We start from the raw sequence: 17,771 nt of genomic DNA, 5'->3' as shown, positions 1-17,771 counted from the left end.
TTTTAAATTGCAATAGGATTTTGGCTGGGATTCATTGCTTCTTGTGGTCTTTAATCCAACTGATTTTCGGGACAACAATCAATCGTTTTTTTCGGTGTAATAGAGGTCGAGACAAGGAGAACAGATGGGGTTATTATGGAACTTTCCGCTCGCCATTTGCTGCCGAAATTCCTCATACCGGCCGCTGTTCCATATCTCCTTAAGGGAAACATTCTTTACATTCCCCAGTGTTATAGCCGCATTGTAGTCCCTGCAACATGGGACAACGTCACCGTTCCATTGCACAACAAGATATTGCCAGGGAAAGGGGCAGGGCATGGCAGGAGGGTATTTTTCAAAATTGCCAAGTTCGACCATATCCTTTTCTCCCCATGGAAAGAACTGTCTGACTTCTACTTCAATGTTTTTATCTTGCCATCTTTTTTTGAATGCATATACTTGTTCCCGGTTGATTTTGATCTCTATCATACGAACAGATATCTTCGTGGCCGATTTCACTCTCTGAAATGTGTCTGCCAACGCATCTATGTTTCGTACGGCTTTGTCAAAATCTGCTTTTCGTCCTCGAATGGCCTGATATGTTTCTTGGTCATTTCCATCCAAAGATACGATAATCCTAAACGGTTGGTGTTCAAGGATCTTTCGGGAAAGTTCGGGAGTTAAATGAGGCCCATTGACAGAAAGAGTTACTTTTAATTTTTGTTCTGACGCGTAGCCCACGAATTTATCTATACAGGGATGGAGAAGGGACTCGCCAAAATGAAAAAGTTCTATCTCTTTCAACCTAATCGGTTCAGAATACGTCGATACCTCATCTATGACTTTTTGGTAGAGTGAAATGTCCATAAAGCCAAGTTCTCTCTTCATGTGTTGTGATCGGGGGCACATGATGCAGCTGTACGGGCAGTGGTTGGTAGGTTCAATTTGATGCAGGTGAGGTTCGGTGGACCGCTTCATTTCAAAATATTCGGCCCAACCCCTCCTGGTTTGCAGACTCGACGGAAATCTTTTTTTTTCCGAATGATCGCCCAAGCCGTTTTGCATGATATTGCCCAAAAAGATTTAATACAAATACCTAAATTCTCCCGCCGGGTCTGCAGAAAGCGCATAGGTTAAAATTATAAGTGCGGTATACCATAACGCCAGAATAATGGCGGCAACTGATTTCGGGAATAATTTACACAATACGGTATACATTTGCTATTTTCCTAAACTAAATATCGTGAGATAAACTTCGAACGCATCAGCGAGACTGTCTGATTTAGTAATTGCAAAACTGAGAATGACAAAATTCATCGTGAACGCGATTGAAAAAACAGCCACTCCTTTTTTTAACCAGAAATAATCCGGTAATTGTACCCTCCGTTTAAAATGCTGAAAAAAATGCCACACGGCGATTCCGCATCCGTGATACAACGCCCAGACCATATAGCGCGGCGAAAGTTCATGCCACAAACCTATCACCATCATAGAAGACAGCACTGCGAGAATAGGTTTTCTCGAAATCGATATAACGGTCATAAAAATGTAGTCCCTGCACCATTTCGATAATGAAATATGCCATCGCTGCCAAAAAATATTGATGTTTTTAGCTAAATAGGGATGATTAAAATTCTCTATGATCCGAAATCCCGTTGCCAGCGATAATCCAATGGCAATATCCGAGTAACCGGAGAACTGGAAGTAGAGATTTAATCCGTAACGAACACAATCAAGGTAAGCTGCCGCAGAAATGTGCTGAGCAGATATGGACTCAATGTAAACGGCCATTTTTCCGGTTACTAGCCAATTCGCCAAAACGACGATCTTCACGTAGCCATAAAGAATTCGTTCAAGACCCAGGGAAATGGCCTCCGGATCAAACCGTCTCCGATGAATATCCCGGCGGAACTCAGGAAATAAATTGATCGGCCCTGCCATGAGCGTTGGAAAGAAAAACAAATAATAAAGATAATCTAAAAAAGTGTGCTCCGGCAGTTTTTTTTTATGGCGTTCAGTTATGTAGTGTATTTGCCTCAGAATATAGAAGAACAACCCCAAAGTAATGATCTGCTGATTGAAATTCACAGAAAAAATATTCTGGAAACTTTTTGCCAATAGAAAAATGACTGCAAGTATGGTGATCGATCCTGCGGCAGCAATTGCCTGATAATGAATGAGTTTATTGACATAATAGGTTAACAGAGACGTCAAAAGCAGGATGACGAGCGAAAACGGCGCATAGTAACCCATATAAAGCGCCGTAAAGACCGCGATGGCCGGCAATTGATATGCGCGTGGTAAAATCCATGCGATTAAGACCGCAGTGACAAGGCAAATGATGAAACTTATAGACAATACTGTCAAACGTAATTACTCCGTTAGAGTTTTGACAAACAGGATAATAACCAGTAAGAATAACGCTCTCTCCCTTTTTGATTGAAATGATAAAAGTCCACATAGTTATCCAAGCCAAGTTTGTCGGGATACTTCAAATATTCTATTCCGTATTTTGTTTGAAGATCTAGAATAAGAGCGGACATTTTTTGTTGGTTCATCGGCGACTGAAGTATCACATCTTCTAACATTTCATACCGCGGAACATCCGCAAGAATAACCGTTATTTTTTGTTCTCTTGCACAAATTATAAACTCTTCCATTTCCATGGGTAGAACAACGTCTCTTACCTCTTGTTCTTTCATGTCGTCCAACGCAAATTTAAGAAACGTAGGGTTGAGTCTTGCTGGCTCATAAGGCAGGTCCCTTGTCATTTCTATTTTTCTTGGTTTTGAACCGAGGACGTAACGCAATGGTAAAAAAAGGATTTTTCTCAGGTATTTTTTGTGTCGTCTTATCGCAACATTAAGACGGCTAATCTTGTTATCACGCAACAACAATAAATTGGACTCGATTACGACAATGTTTGGCTTTGCCGTGGCCATTACATGCATAAGTGGGGCAAAATCTTCTAACGATCCGCTTCCCCGCGTTATCTGTAAGAAGTTAAATGCATCGAAACCCTTTTCTCTGCCAAAATCTGACATGAAATAGTCGTAAAATGTGGCATGACCCAAAAGAGAAGAGCCGATAGCAATTACACGTTTTTCGCTTGCGTTACTGGATAGATGCAGTCTTTCGATATTTTGACGAACAAAAGATCTATCAACGAAAAAGAAAGAACTAGCAACGCCGACGAATACAAGTATAAGCGTCATACCCCAAACATACATGGGGGACGATTTGCTCTGATAATTCATTTATCCATTTAGTTTTGAAAAAACTATTGTTTTTATATCCTCTAACCGTTCGATGCGCATGATGTCAGACGTAGTGAATTCAATATTTAACTTGTCTTCAATCTCGGTGACAAATTCCAGATGTGCAAGCGAATCCCAACCGGTTAATTCCGCAGGTCCATACTCAATACGTAGGGAGCCGATGTCGGCATGAAAACATTTTGCCGCTGTTTGTAGTATGACCGTTTCCACATCAATGTCTTCTGCTGCGTCTGAGCCTTTCAATAATTTTTCAACGGCACGTTTTAACTCTTCTGTTTGAATTTTTCCCGAAGGTCTTTTAGGCAAAGAAGGCATGACGCAAATGCGCGCAGGTATTTTGTACGGCTCGAGATATTTTCGGATAAATTCAATAAGTTCACCGTCCGGCAAAGCGGCGTTTGATTTATATACGACACAGGCGACAACAATTTCTCCCCATGTGTCGTCCGGATAACCGATCGTAGCTGACTCCAAAACATTCGGATGCATATTGACAACTTCGATAATTTCATACGGATTGATGTTCATGCCTCCTGACTTGATAATCGATTTCTTACGTCCTGCAATTCGGTAAAAGCCTTCGTCATCGCGCGATCCAAGGTCACCGGTATAGAACCATCCGTTTTTCAAGACTTTTTCCGTTTCTTCCGGAGCATTACAATAACCTTTCATGATGTGGTCGCCCTTCATTATGATCTCGCCAACAGCGCCTCCCGGAACATCTGCCCCGTTATCGTCTACAATTCGCACTTCACAGTCAACAGGTTTGCCGATAGTTCCTGTTCGGTAATCTTTATCCGTGGGCCCGCAGAATATGCCGCCGGTTACCGTTTCCGTGAGCCCGTAAAAATTTGCAACTCTGGTTTTAAACCGTTTCTCGAAACTTTCCCAAAGGGCCGTTTCCAGATATCCGGCAGAACATATAATAAAACGAAAATCGGCTGTCGCAAAACTTTCCTCATATCCGGTTGCCAACTTGTTGATGAGAGCAAGCATGGTCGGAACGGTTTCAAAATGTGTAATACGGTAAGTGTAAACAGAATCCAATATGCTGCCGATATTTTGAATACTAAATTTCAATGGACGAAATACCGTTGCGCCATTAAAGAATGCGATCATAGGGCCTTGAATAAGGCCGTCGGTGTGATCCAACGGCAGCGTATTTAAAATGCGTGAATCCGGGCTATGGTCAAATTGCTTACTCAAGGTGGCCAGATGCGCGAACAAATTCTTGTGGCTGATGGTAACCCCTTTTGGTTCAGAGATCGTACCGGAGGTAAATAGTATGTACGCGTCCAAATCGTTATCAATTTCCTGAGTATCATCCATCGGCAAAATGTTTTCCAGTAGAAACGGATATGCCGTCTCGTTTTTTTCAACAGGTTTTGATTGAATCAGTTTCTTAAGTAAAGTGCTTTTTCCTTCAAAACCCTTTTTGATCTCAATTATCTGGAAAGCTCCGCCATCCAAAAGTAAATCTTTACGTAAATCGGAATCCACAGCAATCGCCTTAGCTTCCGATTTTTTTATCAATGCTTTCAGGCGAACCGCCTTCGTTTCGGGATCAACGATCACCGCGGCAATTCCACATCGCAGTAAGGACAAGAAAAAAACGATCAAGTCGGTGTCGTTTTTAGTTGCAATGATTACACGATCACCCGCGCGCAGCCCCATGTTGTGGTACAAACTTGACAGCCGTTTGATTCTTTCCACAGCTAGTCCGTAGGTCAATGTGGTATCTGTAACAACGAAAGGTTTGCCTGCCGGGCAGTTTTTTTCAATCGTTTGAAACAGTTCAATAAAGCTGGCCGGATAATATTTGTTATTCATTTGCAATTTTAATTCCTTAATTAAGTTCGTCTATTAATATTTTTTTATCGGGTTTTCCATTGGAATTCATCGGAATCCCGCCTCGTAATTTTAGAATCTGTGGAATTTTATGTGGTCCGATCGTATTACGAATGTGACTTCGTAATTCACTCAATAAATCATCCGTTTGCACAGATTCGTCGCGCGGAACAATAAATGCGGCCAATTTTTCATCCTCGTTCATAGGCCGAAATCCTACCACTACGACATCCGCAACGCCTGGGTGCCCCGATATACATTGCTCGACCTCTACCGGAAAAACCACATTTCCAAACTTATCCTTAATAATATCTTTTTTCCGACCGGTCAGAACGATGTGATTATCAGGCTTGATTTTGGCCAAGTCACCCGTATAGAACCAACCATTTCTCAAAACGGCATTCGTAAGAGCTTCCTCTTTATAGTAGCGATCCATTAAATTCTCGCTGTAGATGCGCAATTCTCCGATCCGGTCAAACTCGAGAATCCGATCGTTTTCGTCTACAACCTGCGCAATACATCCCACAGGTAAACCGAGGGTCCCTTTCGCATTTTCTCGTCCTTGCAAGGGAACACCGATACAGAAACCGCAGGTCTCCGTCAAACCATAATAATCCAATATCGGAACTCCGTATTGCTCTTCGAATGACTGAATCAAGGCCTCCGAGAGATCGCTGCCGGTGCACAACAAGCAGCGGAGGGAAGAAAGCATTTCCCGTCCAATCCGTTCTGTAAACTGATCAAATTGCCGTACTGCAGAAGGAACGGTGTTTAGTATCGTACATTTTCGTTCTTGAATGCACTGGGCAAGGGCTATCACATTGCTTCGTACTCTTGAAGAGGTCACTACAATAGATGCCCCTGTGAATAAAGGCGCGATGCAAGGATTACGAAGGCCGCTCATGGCGTGCAATTCTCCCATGGATAATAACACATCGCGGGTTTCCCATTCGTAGACTTCGCTCATCTGTAGTCCGCTTCGATACAACGCGCCCTGTGTTAAAAGTACACCTTTGGAATTACCGGTCGTTCCAGATGTAAACAATATTACCGCTTCGTCTTCCGGGACAACTTCGGGTAATGAGAATGAATCATCGCTTCGGTCATTTACCCAATTCGAAAAGACAAGCCGTTTCTGCTCTGCTTCTGAATTATCCGTATCAAAGAGTATTGATGAGACATGCGTAATCTCCGTAATAGCATGTGTACGCTCGTGATCGCAAAATATAAGTTTTGCATCAACTCTTTTGGCAATTTCTTCGAAAGCAGGCCTTGGCGTCTGGTGATCTACCGGAACGAAGACGATACCCATCCGCATCGCTGCCCAGAACAAAAAGATTGCCTCTGAGTGCATCGCAGAATAAACTATGATTCGGTCGCCTTTTTTCAAACCTGACTGCAAAAGTTTCTTTGCGATTGCGTCTACAACTTCCGCCGCATCGCGATATAAAAACGTACTGCCGTCTTCATCGGATATCAGAATCGGATTATCCGCATGACGTAGGACAACATTTTCAAAAACATGTTTTATCGTCTGATGGCGATACGGCGTAATATATAATTGATCGGAATGGAAATACTGTAATCGAGCAATCATTTCCGGCAATTTATGCAATTGAACCAGTTCGGACTTCAGAAGCGGCTTGATAATCTCCATGAGTTCAGAAACCGATTTTTTCATTTTCGATGCAATTGCGGCAACCGCCATTGCTTTCTTAGCCCAATAAATCACTTCACATTCTTCAACTGTGAGTGTATTGATGGCGGCCGATCTGAGTTTTTTCTCATAAATAGGATGACGGAAAAATAATTTGCCAACCGAGCCGCTGAGTTTGTTTCCATCAAGTTGCACGGCACCAATGCTCAGGTTAATAGTATAAATCGGATTTACAATAAGGTAGGCTGCGCCAGCTTCATCGGGATCTATCGTTTCACGATAGAGATGATAACCCTCAAACTTCTCAGGAACCACGACAACAAGGCCGTTATAATCCGAAGTTTCTGAATTATCCTGTAGAGGTTTTGGTTTCGTGATTAGAAATGTTTCCGGTTCCGAAAGCACAAAAACTTTTCGGCCGCTGCCCGCAAGCAGCTTGCCAAAGCGTTCTTTGTAATCTGTGCCGTGAAGAATAGTTCCTCCGCGGTCAAAGTAAGGTACCGGCTGCGCATTGGATAAATGAACGTGAGGGAAAAGGATCGCACCGTCCTGTTTCGCTACCCTTAAGAGTTCCGGAATGACGATGTCTTGCTTATATCGATGCAAAGTGTCTAAGGCGTGCACGGCTGAAAACGAATTATTCTTCAGCGGGAGCGGCTGATTCATTGAATGAAATACTATTTCAATATTATTGTCTTCCGGAAGCTGCGAATACCAATAACGAAAACCACGATAGCCCAAAGTATCGGAATTGCCTTCCCAGATTGATATAATTTGTTGGTCTGGAAATAAACCGCTCAGAAATCCCGCGCTCCAGCCCGTTCGACACCACGTATCCAGAATACGGTCACCCGGTTTTAAAATCCGTCTCAGCAGAGGAACGAGCGGCAGAAATGCTTGGGACGATTCATTGAATGGCTGAAAGGTAGCATACGCGTCATGACTGGGCCTGCGGGATTTTTGGCGAACAAACACTTCATACCGATAGGGATCGTCGAATAAAGAATTCTCCAACTTTTGCAGAACGTCTTGAGTACAGCTTTTTCCTTGATACAAACCGGTCTCGGAAAAAAGTGCAAAGCCCGCGCATATCGGAACTGACGTATTGCACTTTGCGCATACTAAAAATCCATAGTATATATTTTTATTTCTTTCTTCAATTATTTTGGCGTCGTAGTTCGAGCGACAGATCGGACAGTCGAGGGTATCAAGCGTTGATAGTCTCATTAGTCTTGATCCTATTGAATTGTGTTCTTAGGCGGTTTTCGTTTTGTCCAGCACGTCGATTTGTAAGACTCGCTTGTTGTGAAATAAGTTTATTGTTTCCGATTATTATATGCAATTGATTTCGCCTTGCCGGAGAGGGCTGGATGGGCTTGAATTGAAGTTTTATTATTTAGCCTATGGTTAAAAAAATTTTGAAATTGTAAAATGAGTGAACAGCACCTTCATCTTTGCAAGACTCAGTTACGCGCGGAATTTCTTCTTTAATTCAAAAAAGATTCTTTCAGAATGACGGTAGAAATTTTCTTCTACTAAGTATTCCTTTCTGATTAGTAATCCGTTCCATCGGTATCATCCGTGTTCGATTCTTTTGCTAATCTTCGCACCATTACATTAAAATTATCATTGAAAGAATGACTCTTAATATGTAGTTTGGCGGCAATTATTACGGAGGATAGTCATTGTCGTCATTAGAATTTTTACAGAAAAAAATCTCGCCTGAACTGCTCACCCGCGCAAAACAAATGGGTTTTTCAGATAAACAATTGGCGTTTATCTGGAAGTCGGACGAACTCACCGTACGTTCGCTTCGCAAAAGCATGGGCATCGTTCCTGTTTACAAAACCGTAGACACCTGCGCGGCGGAATTTGAAGCAGAGACGCCGTATTTCTATTCCACGTACGAATCGGAAACGGAACGAACGGAAACCGGAAAGAAAAAAATCATTATTCTCGGCGGCGGGCCAAATCGCATCGGACAAGGCATTGAATTTGACTACTGCTGCGTGCATGGCGTTTATGCTTTGCAGGAAGAGGGTTATGAAGTGATCATGATCAATTGTAATCCGGAAACGGTGAGTACGGATTACGATACGTCCGATCGGTTATACTTCGAGCCGCTGACCTTCGAAGACGTGATGAATATCATTGAAGTGGAAAAGCCCGAAGGCGTCATCGTGCAGTTCGGCGGACAGACGCCTCTTAAACTCGCTATTCCTCTGATGAAAGCCGGCGTGAAGATCATAGGCACTTCGCCGGACGATATCGACATGGCGGAAGACCGGAAAAAATTCGGCGCGTTGCTCAGCCGCCTGAATATTGAGTGTCCGGAATACGGCACCGCGACGTCATTTGACGAAGCGCATCGTATAGCCAATAAGATCGGCTATCCGGTTCTCGTTCGCCCCTCCTACGTTCTCGGCGGCCGCGCGATGGAAATCGTATACGACGATGACGCGCTGGAACGCTACATGACGCAGGCGATTGACGTTTCACCCGAACACCCGATTCTCGTAGATAAATTTTTGGTGGACGCGATAGAATTTGACGTCGATGCGCTTTGCGACGGCAAAGAGGTTTTTATCGGCGGCGTGATGCAGCATATCGAAGAGGCCGGCATTCACTCCGGTGACAGTTCCTGCGTGCTGCCTCCGTACTCGGCCTCGGAGGAAACGCTGTCCAAGCTTCGTGTTTGTACAGCGCAGCTTGCAAAAGAACTCAACGTGATCGGCTTGATCAATATTCAATATGCGGTGCAGAATTCCGACGTCTACGTTTTGGAAGTGAATCCGCGCGCGTCACGAACCGTGCCATTCGTCAGCAAAGCGATCGGCATTCCGCTCGCAAAAATGGCAGCGCGTATCATGGTTGGCAAATCGCTGAAAGAACTCGGCCTGAAAAAAGAAATTATTCCGCATTACACATCCGTCAAAGATCCTGTTTTTCCTTTTGCCAAATTTCCAGGCATCCGCATGTATCTCAGTCCGGAAATGCGTTCCACCGGCGAGGTGATGGGTATTGCGGATAATTTTCCCAAAGCGCTCGCCAAAGCGCACATTGCCGCAGGCATGCAGATGCCGACGAGCGGAGGCGTGTTTATTACGGTCAACGACCAGGACAAGAATAAGATCGCTCCGATTGCAAAAGAGTTGACGGAATTGGGTTTTACGATTTACGCAACCGAAGGCACACAGACTAAATTACTCGAGGCCGGGATCGATGTGAAACATGTTTTTAAACTGCAGGAAGGCCGTCCGCACGTCATCGACCGGATCAAGAACAAAGAAATTCATCTCGTTATCAATACCCCGACGGGAAAAACCGCAAAACTGGACGAGCGCTATATCGGCGAGGCAGCGATGTTGTTTAAAATTCCAATGATCACGACCATCCCCGGCGCGATCGGCCTGGTTAAAGGAATAAGAGCAATCAAAGAGGAGAAACTGGAAGTGATGAGCATTCAGGAACTTCATGCGACGCTGAAATGAATAAACGCCGCACCAAAAAACCCTCTACACCTAGCCGTAAAAAAGACCATGTCGACATCTGCCTGACCGAGGACGTCGCCTATCACGACAAGACGGCGGGATTCGAACGGATCGAATTTATTCACAACGCCCTGCCTGAACTGAATCTGAAGGATATAGACACCTCGGTCACTTTTTTAAAAAAGAAATTGTGGCTTCCACTTATGATCACCGGTATGACCGGCGGATATGAAGGCGCAGTGGAGATCAACGGTAATCTCGCTCTTGTGTGTGAGGGCAAGAAATTAGCGCTAGGACTCGGAAGCCAGCGTCAGGCGCTCGAAGACGACTCGTATTTGGAAAGTTATAACATCGTTCGAAAAAATGCGCCGACTATTCCGATTATAGGAAATATCGGCGTAGCGCAGGTCATCAAAGGACTCAACTTCAAACGATTACAAAAACTGCTGGACGATATCGAAGCCGATGCGCTGGCGATCCATCTCAACGCTTTGCAGGAAGCCGTTCAGTTCGAAGGCGATGTTAATTTCCGAGGCGCGCTGGATAGAATTTCGAGATTAATAAAAAAATTGAAAATCCCTGTTATCGTAAAAGAAACCGGCGCAGGAATTTCGTATTCCGCTGCAAAACGCTTGTATGATGTTGGGATCGAATATATCGACGTTTCCGGTTCGGGCGGAACTTCCTGGTCGGCTGTAGAGTCTTTTCGCAAACATGCCGGCGAATCTTCTGAGGACAAGAACCGTTTAGCGAAAAAATTCAGGAATTGGGGAATTTCGACCACCGTGTGTATTCAGGAAGTGTCGCGTATTAAAAAGCTGAATGTAATTGCATCCGGTGGAATAAGGGACGGCATGGATATCGCCAAATCGATCGCTCTCGGCGCCGACATGACAGGTATGGCAAGGCCGCTGTTGAAAGTGTTAATGGAGAATGGAGCTCAGGCACTTGGAAACGAAATAGACTACATTCAGAAGGAATTAAAGTTGGCCATGTTCCTGACCGGATCAAAAAATATAAAAAAATTAAAAAAAGCGTCTTTGACAACGCAGTTTTTATGATACTGGCGATATGAATTCAACTAAGCCGTAATACCAACCACAGAGTTCACAGAGAAATCACAAGGTCACAAAGTAGTATTGACAGAAACTGTTCTTTTGTGTCCTTTGTGAAAAGCTTTGTGCTCTTTGTGGTTTCTGAATTCAGTTTCTTACACAATTAAACTATGAGTAATATAGATTATTATTGTTATTACAAGATCGATCTTGAAAAATTAGAAATATTCAACGTCTTGGCTAAAAAAATAACTGAACTTTATTCCAATCATTCCGGATGCCTATCCTACCGATTTTCACTTGGCCTCGATCCGGATAAGAAGAATACTGCAATGGAAAGCGGACAATTTTCGGATATTAAAACGTTTCACGAAATTAAAGAGAATATCGAAACGCAAAATCCGGAAATATTTGGCGCCTTGGATGCGGCAATTCCAGGCGGTCTGAAGGCAAGAAAGTACGAATTTTTTACTTCGTTAGCATGATCATGAAATTTACACAGATTGAAGACGAAAACAAATGGAATGCCTTCGTTCAGGCTTCGCCCAATGCCTCGATACTTCAAAGTTACGAATGGGGCAAGGTTAAAAGCGGTTCGTGGAAACCATTTTATACCGCAGTTGTGGATGAAGGTGAAAATATTCTAGCCGTTGCGCTCATTCTCAAGCGAGCGCTGCCTTTTGTCGGCAGATCTATCTTTTATGGTCCGCGCGGACCGATTTTCAAAAATAAAAATTCCGATCTGATTACATTCTTCTTCTCTTCTATTCGTAACTTAGCAGAAAAGGAAAATGCTTTTGTCTTTCGCTGCGACCCGGAAATTCCGGAAAATGATATCGAATTTGCTAAAAACCTCACGTCAAACGGATTAGGCTACAACCCGGAAAACATTCAGCCGCGCGGCACAATTATTTTAGACATCCGTCCGGATGCAGATACTCTGATCAAATCGTTTCATCACAAAACGCGCTACAACATCAAACTCTCCGAAAAAAAGGGCGTGACAGTCGAGGAAAAAAATTCGCAAGATGGTGTTGAAGTTTTTTATAAACTTTTTAAAGTAACGAGCGAACGGGATAAATTTCTGATCTTGCAAAAATCGTATTTTACCCATTTGTGGAAAACGCTTTCGGAAAAAAAAATGGGTTCGATTTTTATTGCCTACTACGACGGGAAACCCTTATCCGCAGTTTTTATGACGGTGTATGGTAAAACGATGACCTACCTCTACGGCGCTTCATCAAACGAACACCGCAATCTCATGCCCAACCACCTCGTTCACTGGCGCGCGATCGAATGGGCGAAATCCCGCGGCGTCGAATATTATGATTTCTGGGGAATTCCGGCGCATCCGCACGAACAGCACCCGTTATGGGGAGTCTATCGGTTCAAAAAAGGATTTTGCGAGACCGAAACCAACTGGATCGGTACGTACGAACTAATCCTTAATTCGTTCTGGTATCTCGTTTTCGAGAAGGGCGCGAAGTGGATTAAGATGGCTGTGAGGTTCCTAAAAACAGGGAAGATCAAGACGTCGCTGGAGGAGTGAAATACATTGGAACTATTAGTACAATTCCAGGCAACCGGAATCGCGATCGTTTTCAAACAATTCAATATCGCGATAATGCGTTTGAATAATATGTAGAATATGTTGAGACGACGTATTGCCAACCTTTATCCAAATAACCTTTGGGGGAAAACCGAACAATATGCTTCGTTCGTGAAAATCTGAATCTTGCGTAACAATCGTGAATCCATTTTCCCTTGCATAATTCCAAATCACACGATCTTCGGCTTCATGCATCCCGAGCAAACGCACATGAAACTGAACCGGGGAATAAATCACTAAGTTGGCCAATCAATCGAAACGATAAATTTTGATCTAAAAGTAATTTCAATGGTGTGCGGACGTAATTGTATGTTCACGATCTGCAGCAAACTGCAGACAGGCTTGAATATCGTCCATGGTTAACTCAGGATAATCTTTCAAAATCTGATCAGTTGTCATTCCGGATGCTAGCCATCCCAATACGTCATATACTGTAATGCGCATATGTCGTATACAGGGCTTTCCGCCTCGTTTTCCAGGCTCAATAGTTATGATGTCTTGATAAATCATGAGACTAATTTATCTGCTTATGTATACAAAATCAAATAATTTCTTCGACTTGACTATCAGTTTTCTACTGCATTCGATTACTTCACCGTCAATTCCGTCGTATAATTGTTTTTTGCTTTACCATCGGTAGTTTTCTGACAGTCTTCGCAAACGCCAAAAAGATGTAAAATGTGGTTGGTCATTTGAAAATTATATTGCCTGCAGATCACATCCTGGAGTTTCTCAATTTCTTCCGATTCAAACTCAATGACGCGCCCGCATTGCGTACATTTCATGTGTTCATGATGATGCCGGCCGTACGTGTGTTCGTAATACGCTTTGGTTTCGCCTAGTTTTGCTTTCCGGATCAGGCCGCTGTTTTCCAAAAGTTCCAACGTACGGTATATCGTTGCGCGCGACACGTGCATTTTCTTTTTCCGCATCCGAACCAGAATATCATCGGCTTCAAAATGAAAGTTGGTCGAGTACACTTCATCCAATACCGCAAACCGTTCCGGCGTAGCCTTCAGCCCCTGCATCTGCAGATAGTTCCGCAGTTCTTTGTGAACTTCTTTCTGTTTGTCTTCTTCGATCATAGTGAATCCTATATTAATGATCGCGGTGGCTTGGCCCGAACTGTTCGTCTCTTGGCTTTTCTCCGGGCGGGGGAGCGGTAACTGCCTGTAGTTCTTTCCCCATTATTTCTCTATAGAGTTCTTTAGCAGAAGGATAATCAATTTTTTTCAATTCGTCAACAACCTGCAGGGCTTTTTCGCGTAAGCCCATGCCGTGATAGATTAGGCCGCGGTAATACTGAGCATGATGGTGGTCGCGTTTCAGCCGTACAGCTTCTTCAAAATGGCGTAATGCAATTTGCAATTCGCTATTCTGATAATAGGCTAACCCCAAATTATACTGGCAGGACACGTACGTCGGATCGATCACCAGGCATTTTTCATAGAACTCAATCGATCGTTTGTAATCCTTTTGATGATAATAAGTAAGTCCAAGATTATACAAAGCAAATTTGTAATCCGGCTGAATTGCTAATGTCTTATGATAATAGGCAATCGCCTGATCCCATATTTTCTGGTCGTGATATACCAGACCGATATAATTGCATGCATCGGCATGATTGGGATCGATCTGCAAGGTCTTGTTGAAATACTCCAATGCCTGAGGGTACTGCTTTTGTTCGTAATGCAAAATACCGAGATTATACGCCGGCGCGGCAAACTGCGGATCAAGTGAAAAAGCCTTATGAAGATACCCGATGGCCGTCGGATATAATTTTTTGTTAAGGTAAACCAGCCCCGCATAATTATTTGCTTCGGCATGATTAGGATCGATTGCCAACGCTTTCATGAATTTCTCCAGCGCCAAGTCGTCTTTGAACTGATAATAATAACAACGTCCCAAATTGTAATAGGCATAAATATATTTCGGGTCGTACTGAAGACACCGGTTGAAATAACCTATGGCCGTATCGTATTCTTTTCTGACATAATAAATGAGCCCTACGTAATTGATCGCAGGAACGTAATCAGGCCTAAGCGTGATCGCCGAGTTGAACCACGTAAGCGCTTCCTCATCCCGGATAAGATGATAATAACTAAGTCCGATATTATAAAAGCTATAAGGCTTGAAATGATCCTCGTCTGTTTCAATTTCAACAGCTTTGAGAAATGCGATTATGGCCTCTTCATAGTTTTTGATATCCATTAGATTATATCCGAGATAGAACCAGGCTTCCAGATACGTTGGGTTCATGGCGAGCGCTTTTCGGTAATAATCTGCTGCCGTTTGAAATTGTTTTTGCTCCTGAGCGGTCTGCGCCGCCCGGAAAAAATCCTCCGGAGAAACCAAGTTCTTCTGGCGTTGAATGGAATCACTTTTCCCTTGTTCGCCTTCCGGCCTCCATGGGCTTCCTGAAAATTCGTTCATATGAAATCGTTTAATCTCAATAAGTATGCTAAAAATATAAAGTAATTACTTGTTGCGTGCAATACCGGGATGCAAAGTCAGGCTCAATATATTTTAGTTTTTTTTGAAAATTTTTATTTGCTAAGCGGATAATTTGACCTATATTCACCCTACCCATCTCGTTATATTCGTATCACACGCTGTCCTGAAAGTTTTTTTCATGAGCGGAGAAATAGTTCAGAAACAAAAAGAAGCATTGCTTAAGAAAATCGCCGAACACAAATCGTTGGCGAAACCGATACTGGACAAAGCGCGTAAAACCAGCCCTCTGGAAGTGGTTTTCATGTTTGATACGACGGGCAGTATGGATATTTATTTGTCGGAAGTTCAGGTCAATGTTCAATTGATCATTCGCGAAATTCGCAAAAGAGTGCCTGACGCACGCATTTCCGTCATTGTATACAAAGACCATGAACAAGGGCCTTACGTTACAAAGACATTGGCGTTTTCTGAAAAAGAAGAAGAAATAACCGCTTTTCTTAGATCTCCCGATATCATGCCCGGCGCAGGCGGTGGAGGCGCAGAAGCGGTTGAATGCGCGCTTTATGAGGCAAATCAACTTGACTGGACGAAAGGGCCAAAAGGTAAGGCCATTATTCTCATCGGGGACAAACCGCCTCACGGCGTGATGGACAGTTTCGACGATTGTTTAAGCGGCCGGGATTACCGAATTGAAACGGACAAACTGGTCGAAAAAAATGTAAAAATTTACACGGTCTTGTGTAATAATGTCACGGAAACGATCAATAATTTTCAATTTCTCGCAGAGAAAACAGGCGGTAAATTTGTCACGCTGGAAGCGATCCATGATCTGGTCGATTTGATCGTGGCTGTCAGCATTAAAGAATCGAATCCTCTGCTGCTTCAGGCTTACACTGACGAACTTAGAAAAAAAGGCGTGCTCACAGACTCTAAACGAAAACTTTTGCAAGGTATCAGTTAAATCATGAGCGAAAAAGAAAAGCTTTCTGAAAATTCTGCCGAACCGACCACCGGTGAAGGCGCTTTATTAAAACCACGTGTTTTGCTCGTGGAGGATAATCCCGCCGTACGAAATATGATCCTGGATTTTCTTGGGAAAAGGGACTATGAGATTTTTGAAGCATCTAACGGCTTGGAAGGTCTGCAGATCGCCACGACAGAAAAACCGGATGTTATCCTGGCCGATATTATCATGCCCGAGATGGATGGATTTGAACTGATAAGCCGTGTGCGGGAACAACCCGGAACGATGTTGATCCCGATCATAGTCATGACCGCGGTGAACAATCTTGAAACTAAGATTAACGTATTCAAGGCCGGCGGAGACGGGTTGCTGATCAAACCTTTTGATTTGCAGGAGCTGCAAGTAAGGATAGAGCGCGCGATCCAGGTTTCGCGTAATTTCATGAAACTGACCTACGTGGATTCACTGACCGGCGTGTATAACCGGCGTTTTTTTGACGACCGTCTGCCGACGGAAGTTAACCGCACAAGGCGTTACCAGCAACCCCTGGCGCTGGTCATGTTTGACATCGATCATTTTAAAAAGTTCAACGACACGTACGGGCATCGTGCAGGAGATTTTGTTCTGTCATCACTGGCCCAGCACGTTAAAAAATCATTACGAACGCAGGACATCGTGTGCCGTTACGGCGGTGAGGAATTTACAGTTATCATGCCAATGACGCGCGGAGAAGATGCCGCAATGGTCATGAGCCGTATTCGTGCAGATTTGAATGAGCGCTTTTTTTATTCGCCGTACGATAAACAGGATTTTAATATACGTATCAGCGTCGGAATTTCAAGGCATCCGGAAGACGGCATGGAAGCCGATGCCATCATGCGCACCGCCGACGAAGCGCTGTACGAAGCAAAAGAAACAGGACGGAACAAGGTCGTACTCTACAATCCGGCTTCCAATATTTTCAAAGACCGTATCAGTAAATTAAAATTCTAAATAACCCTCACAGCGTCCTCCGCGATCCATGCAGACACTTGAACTCCTCCGCGAAAACCTGGATATTTTTTACCAAGCCGTTCATGACCATCCGGAGTCTTCTTTGATTGAAGAAACGGGACGAATGGATGATGATAAGTATTATGTTGTGTATGAGCTGCATGATGAACTTTTCCTGTTTCATTTTTCAAGAAAAACGATTTGCCAGTTGATCCTATTTGAAAACGTTCCGGCGGCGCTTACGTATTTGCATAAAGTAACTCAGCCTTAGAAAGAAACTCTTATGTACCTGTTAGAACTTGTCGAAACTTTCTCCGCCGCGCATGCTTTACGAAATTATCCGGGAGTCTGTGCGCGTATTCACGGCCATAATTGGGAAATAAAAATCGGATTGCGATGCGAAACGACGGATGAAAACGGTATGACCGTAGATTATGCGGTAC

The 17,771-nt window shown here is 43.6% G+C and carries 16 protein-coding genes and 1 pseudogene; 8 read left to right on the top strand and 9 right to left on the bottom strand.

Features of this window, described 5'->3' with window-relative positions; translation table 11 throughout:
- Positions 1-78: 78 nt before the first annotated feature.
- The 5 genes from F9K33_01580 to F9K33_01560 all read right to left on the bottom strand — a co-directional run bounded on the left by F9K33_01580 (position 79) and on the right by F9K33_01560 (position 7,989).
- Positions 79-1,044, bottom strand: coding sequence for a radical SAM protein (locus F9K33_01580; GenBank protein ID KAB2881188.1), 966 nt, complete (start codon positions 1,042-1,044; stop codon positions 79-81).
- 156 nt (positions 1,045-1,200) lie between these two features.
- Positions 1,201-2,346: an MBOAT family protein gene (locus F9K33_01575; protein KAB2881187.1), complete on the bottom strand. Its 1,146-nt coding sequence runs from the start codon at positions 2,344-2,346 to the stop codon at positions 1,201-1,203.
- A 14-nt stretch (positions 2,347-2,360) separates the two neighbouring features.
- Positions 2,361-3,236, bottom strand: coding sequence for a hypothetical protein (locus F9K33_01570; GenBank protein KAB2881186.1), 876 nt, complete (start codon positions 3,234-3,236; stop codon positions 2,361-2,363).
- Positions 3,237-5,087 carry an AMP-binding protein gene (locus F9K33_01565; protein KAB2881185.1) on the bottom strand — a complete coding sequence of 617 codons (1,851 nt, stop codon included), beginning with the start codon at positions 5,085-5,087 and terminating at the stop codon, positions 3,237-3,239.
- 16 nt (positions 5,088-5,103) lie between these two features.
- Positions 5,104-7,989, bottom strand: coding sequence for an acyl--CoA ligase (locus F9K33_01560; GenBank protein ID KAB2881184.1), 2,886 nt, complete (start codon positions 7,987-7,989; stop codon positions 5,104-5,106).
- Positions 7,990-8,510: 521 nt separating this feature from the next.
- Between F9K33_01560 and carB the strand changes: the two genes are divergently transcribed.
- From carB to F9K33_01540, 4 genes are all read left to right on the top strand, one after another.
- Entirely contained in the window at positions 8,511-10,253 is a 1,743-nt protein-coding gene (carB, locus tag F9K33_01555; protein ID KAB2881296.1) for a carbamoyl-phosphate synthase large subunit, read from the top strand.
- On the top strand, positions 10,250-11,314 hold the full coding sequence (locus F9K33_01550) for a type 2 isopentenyl-diphosphate Delta-isomerase (protein KAB2881183.1): 1,065 nt from the start codon (positions 10,250-10,252) through the stop codon (positions 11,312-11,314). Before carB ends, F9K33_01550 begins: the two co-directional genes overlap by 4 nt.
- A gap of 164 nt (positions 11,315-11,478) precedes the next feature.
- Complete coding sequence (locus F9K33_01545; GenBank protein KAB2881182.1) at positions 11,479-11,793, top strand: hypothetical protein; 315 nt, start codon at positions 11,479-11,481, stop codon at positions 11,791-11,793.
- The gene (locus F9K33_01540) at positions 11,790-12,857 is read left to right on the top strand and encodes a peptidoglycan bridge formation glycyltransferase FemA/FemB family protein (GenBank protein ID KAB2881181.1); all 1,068 of its coding nucleotides are present in this window, start codon (positions 11,790-11,792) and stop codon (positions 12,855-12,857) included. The genes F9K33_01545 and F9K33_01540 overlap by 4 nt, the downstream gene beginning before the upstream one ends.
- 15 nt (positions 12,858-12,872) lie before the next feature.
- Here F9K33_01540 and F9K33_01535 read toward each other — a convergent pair.
- The 4 genes and pseudogenes from F9K33_01535 to F9K33_01520 all read right to left on the bottom strand — a co-directional run bounded on the left by F9K33_01535 (position 12,873) and on the right by F9K33_01520 (position 15,350).
- Positions 12,873-13,206, bottom strand: a pseudogene (locus F9K33_01535) (hypothetical protein).
- The gene (locus tag F9K33_01530; GenBank protein ID KAB2881180.1) at positions 13,203-13,427 is read right to left on the bottom strand and encodes a DUF433 domain-containing protein; all 225 of its coding nucleotides are present in this window, start codon (positions 13,425-13,427) and stop codon (positions 13,203-13,205) included. The pseudogene F9K33_01535 and the gene F9K33_01530 overlap by 4 nt, the downstream one beginning before the upstream one ends.
- 77 nt (positions 13,428-13,504) lie before the next feature.
- The gene (locus tag F9K33_01525) at positions 13,505-14,002 is read right to left on the bottom strand and encodes a transcriptional repressor (protein KAB2881179.1); all 498 of its coding nucleotides are present in this window, start codon (positions 14,000-14,002) and stop codon (positions 13,505-13,507) included.
- 13 nt (positions 14,003-14,015) lie between these two features.
- On the bottom strand, positions 14,016-15,350 hold the full coding sequence (locus F9K33_01520) for a tetratricopeptide repeat protein (GenBank protein KAB2881178.1): 1,335 nt from the start codon (positions 15,348-15,350) through the stop codon (positions 14,016-14,018).
- 199 nt (positions 15,351-15,549) lie between these two features.
- Here F9K33_01520 and F9K33_01515 point away from each other — a divergent pair, with 199 nt between their 5' ends.
- The 4 genes from F9K33_01515 to F9K33_01500 all read left to right on the top strand — a co-directional run.
- Entirely contained in the window at positions 15,550-16,332 is a 783-nt protein-coding gene (locus F9K33_01515; GenBank protein ID KAB2881177.1) for a VWA domain-containing protein, read from the top strand.
- A gap of 3 nt (positions 16,333-16,335) precedes the next feature.
- Positions 16,336-17,328: a diguanylate cyclase gene (locus F9K33_01510; GenBank protein KAB2881176.1), complete on the top strand. Its 993-nt coding sequence runs from the start codon at positions 16,336-16,338 to the stop codon at positions 17,326-17,328.
- Between the two features lie 28 nt (positions 17,329-17,356).
- Complete coding sequence (locus F9K33_01505; protein ID KAB2881175.1) at positions 17,357-17,599, top strand: hypothetical protein; 243 nt, start codon at positions 17,357-17,359, stop codon at positions 17,597-17,599.
- 12 nt (positions 17,600-17,611) lie between these two features.
- Positions 17,612-17,771: 6-carboxytetrahydropterin synthase QueD (locus F9K33_01500; GenBank protein ID KAB2881174.1), on the top strand; the 160-nt coding region annotated here is incomplete at its 3' end.

Source organism: bacterium, assembly GCA_008933615.1.
Classification (GTDB): domain Bacteria; phylum CLD3; class CLD3; order SB21; family SB21; genus SB21.
The sequence above is the reverse complement of the archived record's forward strand: the minus strand, read 5'-3'. Positions and strand labels throughout refer to the sequence as shown.

Bases quoted from the DNA above. Each gene is read 5' to 3' on its own strand.
- F9K33_01580 (KAB2881188.1), bottom strand. From the start codon at position 1,044: ATGCAAAACGGCTTGGGCGATCATTCGGAAAAAAAAAGATTTCCGTCG.
- F9K33_01570 (KAB2881186.1), bottom strand. From the start codon at position 3,236: ATGAATTATCAGAGCAAATCGTCCCCCATGTATGTTTGGGGTATGACG.
- F9K33_01565 (KAB2881185.1), bottom strand. From the start codon at position 5,087: ATGAATAACAAATATTATCCGGCCAGCTTTATTGAACTGTTTCAAACG.
- F9K33_01560 (KAB2881184.1), bottom strand. From the start codon at position 7,989: ATGAGACTATCAACGCTTGATACCCTCGACTGTCCGATCTGTCGCTCG.
- carB (KAB2881296.1), top strand. From the start codon at position 8,511: ATGGGTTTTTCAGATAAACAATTGGCGTTTATCTGGAAGTCGGACGAA.
- F9K33_01550 (KAB2881183.1), top strand. From the start codon at position 10,250: ATGAATAAACGCCGCACCAAAAAACCCTCTACACCTAGCCGTAAAAAA.
- F9K33_01545 (KAB2881182.1), top strand. From the start codon at position 11,479: ATGAGTAATATAGATTATTATTGTTATTACAAGATCGATCTTGAAAAA.
- F9K33_01540 (KAB2881181.1), top strand. From the start codon at position 11,790: ATGATCATGAAATTTACACAGATTGAAGACGAAAACAAATGGAATGCC.
- F9K33_01530 (KAB2881180.1), bottom strand. From the start codon at position 13,427: ATGATTTATCAAGACATCATAACTATTGAGCCTGGAAAACGAGGCGGA.
- F9K33_01525 (KAB2881179.1), bottom strand. From the start codon at position 14,002: ATGATCGAAGAAGACAAACAGAAAGAAGTTCACAAAGAACTGCGGAAC.
- F9K33_01520 (KAB2881178.1), bottom strand. From the start codon at position 15,350: ATGAACGAATTTTCAGGAAGCCCATGGAGGCCGGAAGGCGAACAAGGG.
- F9K33_01515 (KAB2881177.1), top strand. From the start codon at position 15,550: ATGAGCGGAGAAATAGTTCAGAAACAAAAAGAAGCATTGCTTAAGAAA.
- F9K33_01510 (KAB2881176.1), top strand. From the start codon at position 16,336: ATGAGCGAAAAAGAAAAGCTTTCTGAAAATTCTGCCGAACCGACCACC.
- F9K33_01505 (KAB2881175.1), top strand. From the start codon at position 17,357: ATGCAGACACTTGAACTCCTCCGCGAAAACCTGGATATTTTTTACCAA.